Origin of the sequence: Streptomyces sp. NPDC058663 (genome assembly GCF_042716745.1) — a bacterium.
Lineage (GTDB): Bacteria > Actinomycetota > Actinomycetes > Streptomycetales > Streptomycetaceae > Streptomyces.
On record NZ_JBHXRV010000044.1, the window covers coordinates 40,948 to 51,068 of the forward strand.

At 67.7% G+C, this 10,121-nt stretch carries 9 protein-coding genes and 1 pseudogene; 7 read left to right on the forward strand and 3 right to left on the reverse strand.

Annotated features, from left to right (window positions below):
- Window positions 1–117: 117 nt before the first annotated feature.
- Both ACFWVV_RS28300 and ACFWVV_RS28305 read left to right on the forward strand, forming a co-directional pair.
- Window positions 118–312: a hypothetical protein gene (locus ACFWVV_RS28300; RefSeq protein ID WP_384344913.1), complete on the forward strand. Its 195-nt coding sequence runs from the start codon at window positions 118–120 to the stop codon at window positions 310–312.
- A 19-nt stretch (window positions 313–331) separates the two neighbouring features.
- Window positions 332–1,030: a DUF4191 domain-containing protein gene (locus tag ACFWVV_RS28305; protein WP_384344915.1), complete on the forward strand. Its 699-nt coding sequence runs from the start codon at window positions 332–334 to the stop codon at window positions 1,028–1,030.
- 95 nt (window positions 1,031–1,125) lie between these two features.
- Here ACFWVV_RS28305 and ACFWVV_RS28310 read toward each other — a convergent pair whose 3' ends face one another.
- Entirely contained in the window at window positions 1,126–1,593 is a 468-nt protein-coding gene (locus ACFWVV_RS28310; RefSeq protein WP_384344917.1) for an RDD family protein, read from the reverse strand.
- Between the two features lie 278 nt (window positions 1,594–1,871).
- Between ACFWVV_RS28310 and glnA the strand changes: the two genes are divergently transcribed.
- From glnA to ACFWVV_RS28325, 3 genes and pseudogenes are all read left to right on the forward strand, one after another.
- A complete protein-coding gene (glnA, locus tag ACFWVV_RS28315) occupies window positions 1,872–3,281 on the forward strand; it encodes a type I glutamate--ammonia ligase (protein WP_384344920.1) in 1,410 nt (469 codons plus the stop codon).
- A 278-nt stretch (window positions 3,282–3,559) separates the two neighbouring features.
- Window positions 3,560–3,879 (forward strand): annotated as a pseudogene (locus tag ACFWVV_RS28320) (SAM-dependent methyltransferase); the annotation flags it as partial.
- 1,046 nt (window positions 3,880–4,925) lie between these two features.
- Window positions 4,926–5,714, forward strand: coding sequence for a hypothetical protein (locus ACFWVV_RS28325; RefSeq protein WP_384344923.1), 789 nt, complete (start codon window positions 4,926–4,928; stop codon window positions 5,712–5,714).
- 67 nt (window positions 5,715–5,781) lie between these two features.
- Here the strand turns inward: ACFWVV_RS28325 and ACFWVV_RS28330 are convergent, their stop codons facing one another.
- Entirely contained in the window at window positions 5,782–8,244 is a 2,463-nt protein-coding gene (locus ACFWVV_RS28330; RefSeq protein ID WP_384344925.1) for a hypothetical protein, read from the reverse strand.
- 247 nt (window positions 8,245–8,491) lie between these two features.
- Here ACFWVV_RS28330 and ACFWVV_RS28335 point away from each other — a divergent pair, with 247 nt between their 5' ends.
- The gene (locus ACFWVV_RS28335) at window positions 8,492–8,707 is read left to right on the forward strand and encodes a hypothetical protein (RefSeq protein WP_384344928.1); all 216 of its coding nucleotides are present in this window, start codon (window positions 8,492–8,494) and stop codon (window positions 8,705–8,707) included.
- 445 nt (window positions 8,708–9,152) lie between these two features.
- Here ACFWVV_RS28335 and ACFWVV_RS28340 read toward each other — a convergent pair whose 3' ends face one another.
- Entirely contained in the window at window positions 9,153–9,440 is a 288-nt protein-coding gene (locus tag ACFWVV_RS28340; RefSeq protein WP_384345115.1) for a hypothetical protein, read from the reverse strand.
- 147 nt (window positions 9,441–9,587) lie between these two features.
- Between ACFWVV_RS28340 and ACFWVV_RS28345 the strand changes: the two genes are divergently transcribed.
- Window positions 9,588–9,965: an arsenate reductase family protein gene (locus ACFWVV_RS28345; RefSeq protein ID WP_384344931.1), complete on the forward strand. Its 378-nt coding sequence runs from the start codon at window positions 9,588–9,590 to the stop codon at window positions 9,963–9,965.
- Window positions 9,966–10,121 lie beyond the last annotated feature (156 nt).

The window sequence follows — 10,121 nt, forward strand, 5'->3', positions numbered from 1 at the left end:
CATCGGTGTTTGACCGGTCGGTCACGTCCTGGTAACACCATTCGGTGACCCTGGGTTGACGCACCGCAGTTCTCCGGTCATCGCCGATACGCCGTTCCCACGAGGGAGACCCCCGACATGCAGGCCGTACGCGCCCACACCGTCCCGTCCGTCACCGACGCCCTCCGGCTCGTCGAGTCGCTGCTGATCGGCACCGGGCAGCGCACCGCCCGCCGCAACGCCTGGACCTCCGTACTGGAGGACCGGCGCCGGGCGAAGGACCGGGTGGAGACGGAACACGTGCTGGAGGCCGTGTCCGCTCGTACGTCCTAGGCAACGTAAACTTTCTCGTATGGCGAGGAAGGAACGCGCAGCGAACGCGGACACTGCGAACCCGGGGCGACTCAAGCAGATTGCCCTGACGTACAAGATGACCCGGCGCAACGACCCCAAGGTGGGTCTTGTCGTCGCGGGCGTGGGCATCGTCATTTTCGGTGTCCTTCTCGGCCTCGGATTCCTGATCGGTCACCCGGTCTACCTGGGCATTCTCGGTTTCCTGCTGGCCTTCCTCGGAATGGCGATCATCTTCGGACGCCGCGCCGAGCGCGCTGCCTTCGGTCAGATGGAGGGGCAGCCGGGTGCTGCGGCCGCGGTGCTGGACAACGTCGGCCGCGGCTGGACCACGACCCCGGCGGTGGCGATGAACCGCAACCAGGACGTCGTCCACCGGGCCGTCGGCAAGGCAGGCATCGTGCTGGTCGCCGAGGGCAACCCGAACCGGCTCAGGACGCTGCTCGCGGCCGAGAAGAAGAAGATGGCCCGCATCGTCGGCCCCGAGGTCCCGGTGACCGACATCATGGTCGGCAACGGTGACGACCAGGTGCCGCTGAAGAAGGTCCGCACCAAGATGCTCAAGCTGCCGCGCACCCTCACGGGCCCGCAGGTCACCGCGACCAACGACCGGCTGCGCGCGATGGGCGACCTGATGAGCAACATGCCGCTGCCGAAGGGCCCGATGCCCAAGGGCATGAAGATGCCGCGCGGCCGCTGATCCCGCCTCCCGTTCCTTCTACGCAGAAGACGGCCCCGGAACCGACTGGTTCCGGGGCCGTCCTGCTGTCGTGCGTACGCCGGGCGGCAAGGGCACTACATCCGGACCTGTACGGCGCGGGCGAGGCGGTCGTGCAGGCCGCGGCCGTCGCGGTCCCAGATCAGGGCCGGGACCGCCAGGCAGAGCAGCACGCTGCGCACCACGACCCAGCCGAAGCCGAGCCGGCCGCCGTGCTCGGAGACGACCCTCAGTCCGAAGAGCCGCTTGCCGGGGGTGCAGCCGATGGTGCCCACCGTCAGCACGCTCAGCACCAGGAAGATGCCGAGCGCCCAGTTGCCCGCCGCCTGGGAGTCGCCGCGGGCGAAGAGCCCGTACGCGATGAGCAGGCACAGCAGCCAGTCGACGAAGAGGGCGCCGAAGCGGCGGCCCACCGGGGCCACCGAGCCCGGCCCCTCGGGGGGCAGGCCGAGGCGCTTGCCCCGGTGTCCGAAGTCGGCGCCCATTTCCTCGGCCGCCGCGCGCGGCCCGGAGAGCCACGATCCGATTGCTTGCCTGTTGTCCACCCGTCCACGGTACTGCGCCCCCTTTCGTGACGGTCCGGGCGGGGCGGGCGTATGGCCGCAGCGCGTGCGGGCATACGCCCGGAGCGGTGGCGGTCGCGCGGCCCGGCGGGGCGCCGCCGGACCGGGCTGGTTAACTTGGGCGAAACAAATGGGTCATGCTGGAGAAATCCCGTCTGCCTATGGTCGACGCCAGCGTGTGCCACCGCACTGGACCCGCACGAAGACCCGCAGAAGAGCGGCAACCCTGCCCGGCCCCGGGTGGGAGTAGGAGGAGCTGGATGTTCGGGAACGCCGACGAAGCCAAGAAGTTCATCGCGGACAACGACGTCAAGTTCGTGGACGTCCGGTTCTGCGACCTGCCGGGCGTGATGCAGCACTTCACGATCCCCGCAGCGGCCTTCGACCCGGACGAGGAGCTGGCGTTCGACGGTTCGTCGATCCGCGGCTTCCAGGCCATCCACGAGTCCGACATGGCGCTGCGCGCTGACCTGTCGACGGCCCGCCTGGACCCGTTCCGTCGTGACAAGACGCTGAACATCAACTTCTTCATCCACGACCCGATCACGGGCGAGCAGTACAGCCGCGACCCGCGCAACATCGCCAAGAAGGCGGAGGCGTACCTGGCCTCCACCGGCTTCGCGGACACCGCGTACTTCGGCCCGGAGGCCGAGTTCTACGTCTTCGACAACGTCCGCTTCCAGACGTCGGCGAACGAGAGCTTCTACCACATCGACTCCGAGGCCGGAGCCTGGAACACCGGTTCCACCGAGAACAACCGCGGCTACAAGGTCAAGTACAAGGGCGGCTACTTCCCGACCCCGCCGGTCGACCACTTCGCCGACCTGCGTGCCGAGATCTCCCTGGAGCTGGACAAGAACGGCCTCCAGGTCGAGCGTCAGCACCACGAGGTGGGCACGGCCGGCCAGGCCGAGATCAACTACAAGTTCAACACCCTGCTCGCCGCCGCCGACGACCTGATGCTCTTCAAGTACGTCGTGAAGAACGTCGCCTGGCGCAACGGCAAGACCGCGACCTTCATGCCGAAGCCGATCTTCGGCGACAACGGCTCGGGCATGCACGTCCACCAGTCGCTGTGGCAGAACGGCAGCCCGCTGTTCTACGACGAGCAGGGTTACGCCGGTCTCTCCGACATGGCCCGCTACTACATCGGCGGCATCCTCAAGCACGCCCCGTCGCTGCTGGCGTTCACCAACCCGACGGTGAACTCCTACCACCGTCTGGTCCCGGGCTTCGAGGCGCCGGTCAACATGGTGTACTCGCAGCGCAACCGCTCCGCCGCGATGCGCATCCCGATCACGGGCTCCAACCCGAAGGCCAAGCGCGTCGAGTTCCGCGCCCCGGACCCGTCCTCCAACCCGTACCTGGCGTTCTCGGCCCTGCTGATGGCCGGCCTGGACGGCGTCAAGAACAAGATCGAGCCGCCGGAGCCGATCGACAAGGACCTCTACGAGCTCGCCCCCGAGGAGCACGCGAACGTCCAGCAGGTCCCGACCTCGCTGCCGGCCGTCCTCGACGCCCTGGAGGCCGACCACGAGTACCTGCTGGCCGGCGGTGTCTTCACCCCCGACCTGATCGAGACGTGGATCGACTACAAGCGCACGCAGGAGATCGCCCCGATCCAGCTGCGCCCGCACCCGCACGAGTTCGAGCTGTACTTCGACCTCTAAAGATCAGGTCTGGGCGACCTGGGCAGCAATCCCGAGAACTTACGTTGACCTGCGAAAACACTTCACCGCAGGGCGCCCTGTTCCCGCTTGCTCCTGCCCCTGGCGCACTGCCCGACCGATTCCCTGACGTAGCGTCAGTAACAGTGAGGCTGCCGCCCCCACGGGGGTGGCGGCCTCACTTGCTTTATGGCACGGCCCCACCGAGATCTACCATGACGAGGGCTGCATGATTACGGATGGGCTGACCGACGAGACCAGGACGCGGACCACGCGCTGAGATTCTCAGCCCCGACTTGAGCTTCAAGCGGGTGTTGTAGCTCGGCTGGGGCCCGGCCACAACGCCGCCCCACCTCGCATCCGAGTCACCGGCCTGGACCTTGCAGGACTCCAGATTCGCCGAGCACGGTCGCACTACGGCCGACTGAGCAACCCCACCTTCGTCGCCTCTACTACCGTGTTCGGCGCCGGCGGCCTCGTCGCCCCTGGGCTGCTCCTGCCCGTCATCCCTCCGCGCCTCAAGCCTGGTCGTACCCTCGCCCTCTGGTCGCCACGTGGCGCTCCGCCACCCCTTGCCCCCGTTAAGGCACCACGATCGCCCGGTTCCCTGACTCATCGGGCAGCGAAGTTCGTGCCGGTAGAGGCGCAGGATCTTGTGCAACCCTCCGTCACATGGAGACTGCGGTGATGGAATGAGCTATGCCCACGCCCCCGGCTCAATGGCCGCCCAACGCTCAGCAGTTATGGCACGCGATTCGCGCGGGCCTGGCTCTGGATCTCTCCGCTCCTACGTCCGAGAGCACAACCGGGCAGGGCCGGGAGGTAGCAGCAGAAGCCATCGCGCAGCTCCTACTGCACCCTCCGCTTCCGCAACCCGGTGCGGTGCCACGACTGCATCTGATCGGCGCCACCATCACGGGAAGTCTTCAGCTGTCGCACGCGAGAGTTGAGATTCCCGTAGCCTTCATTGACTGCCGTTTCACTCACGCCGTCAACTTAAGCGACGCCTCCCTCCGCTCAGTTGACGTCACTGGTTCTTCGCTTCCGGGTTTGCATGCGGACAGGATGAAAGTAGAGGGCGACCTCACCCTCTCCCGAGCGGTGTGCGGAGCCGTATCTCTCTTCAGATCCGATATCACCGGCGACATGTGGATCAATGGAGCCGAGTTGGCCAGCGAGGATTCAGGATATGCCTTGCATGCACCCCAGCTACGCGTCGGCGGCGGACTATACGCACACGCCATCAACGCCGTGGGTGGGATCAACCTCTGGGGCGCTCAATCTTTCACACTTGAAGTGACCAAAGGCCGCCTGAGCAGCACTGGACATGCCTCTCTTCGCTGCGACGGCCTCCGCACCACCCAAGATCTCCACTGTGCAGAACTATCCATCGACGGGGGCGGAATCTCGCTTTTCGGGGCGACCATCGGCGGTCAATGGTGGTTGAACAGAGCTGCGATAAGCAACCATACCGGCTGGGCTGTCAGTGCCCCTTCGGTAAGAGTTGGCGGGGGAATCTACAGCAAGCATCTGACAGCACACGGCGGTGTCAACCTTTTCGCTGCCACCGTCGGCGAGTCAATCGAATTCTCCGGCTGCACCCTCACATCTCACGGCGGTCACGCATTCCGTGCCCCAGGAATCTGCGTGGAAGCGAACCTCAATCTTGACGACGGAGCGACCATCACAAGCGGCATCACCTTGCCACGTGCCGAAATCAAGGGCACGCTGCGCTTGGCCGACTCCGAATTCGCCGACGCGTCGACCATCGATCTGCAGCATGCAACCGTGGAGGTCCTGGACATGACCTCGACCGGCCCTCGGCCTGCCGTGTGTGACCTTCGTGCTGCAACCATCGGTCGTATCAACGATTCCCCCCACGCATGGCCGCCGCGAATCGAGCTGGACGGACTGACCTACCAAGACCTCCGCCCTTTGCTGCCGGCTGCCCAACGTCTGGCATGGCTCAATCGCAGCAGCGAGTACAGCCCTCACGCGTACGAGCGCCTGGCCGCCTACTACCAGCAGCTCGGCCATGACGATGATGCCCAAACCGTGCAGCTGGCCCGCCACCGAAGGCGACGCAGCTCCGCACAGCTACCTACCCGGCTCTGGGGGTACTTCGAAGACCTCACCGTCGGCTACGGATACCGTCCGGGGCGCGCTCTCGTGTGGCTCTTTGCCCTCACCACACTTGTCGCCATCGTCTTCGCAGCGGTACCACCACAGCCCGTCCGCGCCAACGGTCCAGCCTTCCAACCAGTCGCGTTCGCCCTCGACGTCATCCTGCCCGTCCTGGACCTCGGTCAGGAGAAGGCATTCACGCCCTCCGGCAACACTGCGTGGGTCGCCTGGGCAACCGCGATAGCCGGTTGGCTCCTGGCTACCACCGTCATCGCCGGCCTCACCCGGCGCCTTTCCCGCCCCGGGCGCTGACCCCACCAGGTATGCACCCGAGGTGCACCGGGCCCAGCAGCTGAAGCCAACCTCTGCAGGTCAGGTGCTAGAAAGTCCAGGGATCGGCGATCGAACCGTCGATCTCCAGACCGTAGCAACGCGCCTGCTCAGCCTCCTCCGCCCTGCCTTCCTCCTCCCAGAGAGCAGCAAGCAGTCCGACGCCACCGCCAGCATCGACCGCCGCACGGTGCGTGCGCTCGGCGTCGACCGCGTTTCGGTGCCGTTCCATCATGGCCAGCCGCCTCAACGCGTAGAGGTCCCCCCTCTCTGCCGCTCGCCGATGCAGAGCCTCAGCCCGGTCTGGGTGGCGTGCCTCCTGGTGCCAGGCCGCCACTGCCCAGGTCTGCGGGTTCCGGAACTCCGCCAGCCGGTGCAGAATCGGCTCCGCCTCGATCGCGTCGTCGAAGTGCCGACCCAGAAGTACAGTGGCAGCAGCGAACGTCGCACCCTGCCAAGGCGGTTTCGCTGCGTCGAGCGCGTCCCGGTCTGCCAGCTCAATGGCCGTCCAGGCCAGCCGTTCGGCTTCTGCCCGGTCGCCGCCCCGAACCCGCTCGATCGCCATCGTGGCTAATTCGAACCCGTCGCCGCGCTCCGCGAACGTGCGAGCCAGTCGCTCAGCCTCGTCCCACTCGTCAGCACGACACTTGAGCGTCACCAGTGCACCTTTGGCGTTTCGGTCACCCGCCGAAGCGCCCAGCTTCAAGAGGCGTTCGTACTCCACGAGGTCGCCCGCGTTTCGGCGCAGTTCAGCCAGCAGGAAGGGTGCCTCCGGATCTCCGAGCGCGACAGCATCCGCCAATGCCGCTTCTGCCTCCGGCCCGTGGGACAGAACCGCCGCCAGCGAGGTCAGTGCGGAAGCCCTCCTCGTCGTGGCCGCTTCTCTGACCAGCCGCTCTGTCCCGTCGGGATCATCGAACTCGCTGAGTGTCCAGGCCAGAGCCAGCATCGGCTCCGGATCCCCGCTCCGGAGGACCGATCGCGCCAGTGTCTCGGCTTCCTCGGTCAGGTCCCGGTACGCCATCATCGTGACGATCGCCTCCCACGCCGGACCGTGCCCTGCATCCCCCGCACGCCACAGCAGTGCGGCCGCCAGGCGCAGCCGCCCCCGGTGCTCTGCGGAGCGGGCCAGTTCGTACAGGTCAGTGGCGGTCGCCGCGTGGTGTTCGACGGCGTGCCAGAAAGAGGCAGGCGGGAAGCATTCACGCCGAGCAGTCCGGGCATAGTGATCGAGGTAGTCCGCCAGGCGGCACAGTCCCGTCCGAGCGCCCATGCCGTGATCGCGCGCCACGTCGCCGAGCGCCGCAACCACGTCCTTGACCTTGGTCCGTGCGAAGGTCAACGCGGTCTCGGACCAGTCCGCGGGCGCTGCGGCGCGCTGAGCGTCCGTGAGATAGCCGGATGCGGCAGCTTCCAGCAGCGCAAAAGGGAGCGGCGACGTGTGGCCAAGTCGGCGCGCGTCCATCGCAGCAGTGACAACAGCCTTGCCGTAGCAATCCTGCGCTCCGTCTGCCTGCTCGTACCACTGGACCAGGGCCGGGCCCCCCGCCAGGGTCTGGGTGACGGAACCGTCCGGAGCGCTTCGCGCGGCAACGGCCAGCGAACCATCGTCCGTCTCGTGCAGCCGCCTCAATGCCGAGCTGTCGAAGACCGCAGGAACGGTGATCACGCGCGCCGTCGCGAGCAGCGCCCTGGCCTGGGGATGGCGATCCTGCACGCCAGTCGGACGTTCGGTCAGTTCGTGTCGGTGGGCCGGCCACAGGGTAGCGATGACCACTAGCGGCTCCGGCTGCTCCAGCCGTCGGCGCAGGGCGGCGGCAGCGGTCTCACCTCCGGGGCCGCCGAGCAGTTCCTGTGCCTCGTTGAGCCAGAGCACGGTGCGTGGGGTGAGGGCATCGGCCACAAGCAGCCGATACATGCTGTCGGCGTCCTTCGGATACGCCAGGGTCCAGTCGGCAAGGCAGGCCGCAACCGCCTCGTACGCCGTGCGGGTCTTCCCGGTACAGCTGTACCCGTTCAGCACGAGCAGGAGAGGGTTCCCTTCAGACGCGGCAACCGTCAGCAGGTCTCGCACCTCTTGGTCGTGACGGCGGGCAATGTACTCCGGGAGCAAGAAGCCCGTGGCGGCCGTTCGCAGCGGATCGGCGATCGCCGCATGCACGCCTAGTCGGTCGGGTCGCCAGTCGGCCATCGGACGTGGCAGATCGAGGGAGCCGATGCTGCCGGGCTCTCCGTCCGAGCGCACCGACTGCCGCGCGCTCCCGCCGCTCTGCCTGTGAATCCGCTCGGCCACGGCATCCCGATGGCGACGCCGCCAGTGGTCGAGGTCAAAGAGGTGCCGCTCATCGGGCAACGGCTCCACACATTGGCGCTTCGCCTCGGCCCCGATCGCACGGACCAGCCCCCTCAGGCGCTCCGCGGACGTCGGCAGGTTCCGTCCGAGGAGCCAGCCGCCAACCGTCGAAGGTGATTCGACACCGGCGCTGGTCGCGAGTCTGCGCAAAGCCGGCACGGGCCTGAGCCTGCTGAGGCGCCACTCCCCCAGGGCTCGTAGGTCCGATCGAAACCGCTCCTCAGCACTGCCCGGCATGCCGCTCCCTGTCCGATCTGCCTCGCTTCGCCGTTGGACGGCCCTTCGGCGTACGCCCGGTGACCTCCCACCCTCGGCTTCGACTGTACAAACGAAGAAACCGGGTTCCGTACGGGCCCGCCGAACAGCGAGAGTCCGGTCGACTTGTTCTCCACGAAGGGATCCTCTCGTGCAACACGCCGATGCGGGCCGGACCGGTGCGGCCGTGCTCTCCTCTCCGGGCGTCGTTCTAGTCGTCTTCCTGCTGCTCTATCTGGGCGTTGTCCTGCCTGCGGTGTGGTCGCGCCGAAGCCATCGTCGACATGCGGCCGCGCGAATCCTGGAGCTGATGCTCAACCAACTGCTCCTCGTGTTGCGCGTGTTGGCCGGTATCCTCCGGCGCTGACCGACCTGCTCGACATCGGCGGCGCCCGGCGTCAACCCGTTCCGCTCCCCGGCTGGTTCGGCCTGCGGACCCCGACCGCTCTGGCCCGCCGCCCTATCGACCGCGCCGAACCACGCCCGCTGGTTGATCAGGCCGAGGATCGCCCGTGCACACTGATCGCCAGTGGCGCGCCGGTCGACCTTTGCGCGGGTACCGGTGAGGGCGCGGCCTCTCCGCTCGCGAGCCTCCCCAGGGAGTGCGCCGATTGTGAAATCATCTTCGATGATTCGTATGTATCTGCATGTCAGACGCGCTTCCCACCTAAATTTCGACCTCTAGGCCGGAGCGCCCGCCACAGGAGCCCCGTCACCGCCCTTCCCGGGAGGTGGCGGGGCTCCGTCGTGCGCGGGGCGAGGCCGTGTGCACGGCGGTGCGGCCCGGTGGTGCGGCCCGGCGGGTGGTGCGATCAGCCCCGCTCGGCGCGGATCAGATCGCGGACCATCCGGCACGTGGTGGCGGACGGCGGGTGGATGCCCGCGCGGGCGGCGGTGGCGCGGATCTTGCGGTTGGTCGCCTTCTCGGGGACGTACACCCCGGTGTCCATCAGGGCTATCGCCAGGCGCATGGCCTTGAGACGGCGGTTGTGGGAGATGTACCACTCGCGCGGCAGACCGGCCGGCAGCGGCTTCTTCCGCAGCGGCCCCCGGTCGGATCCAACCGCCTTCCTCGGCTTCTTGGGCAGGGTATTCGTCATGAGTACGGCAGCGGCCACGGGCATCCTCCTGATGCGGTCGTCAACCCTCTCGAACTGCCTCCATTTTACTGCCCACCACTGACAATCGCCGCTGGCCAGACGGCATTTGGACCCGGGTAACGGTGGGGCGGGAGGTACCTTTGGGGCATGGAGATCTGGATCAATCCCGCGTGCTCGAAGTGCCGTTCCGCCATGCAGATGCTCGACGAGGAGGGGGCCGACTACACGGTGCGGCGCTACCTCGACGACGTACCCGACGAGGCGGAGATCCGGGCGGTGCTCGGGCGGCTCGGCCTGGAGCCGTGGGACATCGCCCGCATCCAGGAGCAGGCGGCGGTCGTGCTGGGCCTGAAGGACTGGCCGCGGGAGGCAGGTGCGCGGGAGCAGTGGATCTCGGCGCTCGCCGCGCACCCGAAGCTGATCCAGCGGCCGATCATCACGGCGGACGACGGCACGGCGGTTCTCGGGCGTACGCAGGAGGCGGTACGGGACGCCCTGGGGCGCTCCGCTAGTCCGGGGGCGTGAGGAACTCCCTTATCCGGCGGTTCGGTTCCTGGTCGCCGACCAGGTCGGGCGGTCGGCCCTCCGGGTTCAGCGGGCCGTGGGGGGGGGGGGGCGGGGGCGCGGGGGGGGGGGACCACCGGCCGCCCGGCCGCCCGGCCGAGCGAGGCGGGGAGCGGG